We start from the raw sequence: 821 nt of genomic DNA, 5'->3' as shown, positions 1-821 counted from the left end.
GTTGGTGTGTGTTGTTTGAGAATTGCACAGTGGATGCGAGCATCTTTATTTTTGTTTTGATAAATGTTTGTAAGTGTTTAAGAGCGTACGGTGGATGCCTTGGCACCAGGAGCCGATGAAGGACGTAGGAGGCTGCGATAAGCCTCGGGGAGCTGTCAACCGAGCTGTGATCCGAGGGTGTCCGAATGGGGAAACCCAGCACGAGTGATGTCGTGTTACCCGCACCTGAATATATAGGGTGTGTGGAGGGAACGTGGGGAAGTGAAACATCTCAGTACCCACAGGAAGAGAAAACAACATGTGATTCCGTGAGTAGTGGCGAGCGAAAGCGGATGAGGCTAAACCATGCAGATGTGATACCCGGCAGGGGTTGTCTGTGTGGGGTTGTGGGATCTATTTTGTCGATTCTGCCGGATCGGCCGACAGTAAAAAATTGTTGTGTTAGTCGAAGTGGTCTGGAACGGCCTGCCGTTGAGGGTGAGAGTCCCGTAGACGAAAACATGACAACTGTTGTAGTAGACACCCAAGTAGCAGCGGGCCCGTGAAATCTGCTGTGAATCTGTCGGGACCACCCGATAAGCCTGAATACTCCCTGGTGACCGATAGCGGACTAGTACCGTGAGGGAAAGGTGAAAAGTACCCCGGGAGGGGAGTGAAATAGTACCTGAAACCGTGCGCTTACAATCCGTCAAAGCCGATGCGTCGTTTAGTCGACGGTGGGTGATGGCGTGCCTTTTGAAGAATGAGCCTGCGAGTTAGTGCTCGGTGGCGAGGTTAACCCGTGAGGGGCAGCCGTAGCGAAAGCGAGTCCGAATAGGGCG

1 rRNA gene is annotated in these 821 nt (G+C 52.7%); it reads left to right on the top strand.

Annotated features, from left to right (window positions below):
* Positions 1–67: 67 nt before the first annotated feature.
* Positions 68–821: ribosomal RNA gene (locus AC1TQG_RS27770) — 23S ribosomal RNA — on the top strand; the annotation flags it as partial.

This window comes from Williamsia sp. Y844, assembly GCF_056786475.1.
The sequence above is the reverse complement of the archived record's forward strand: the minus strand, read 5'-3'. Positions and strand labels throughout refer to the sequence as shown.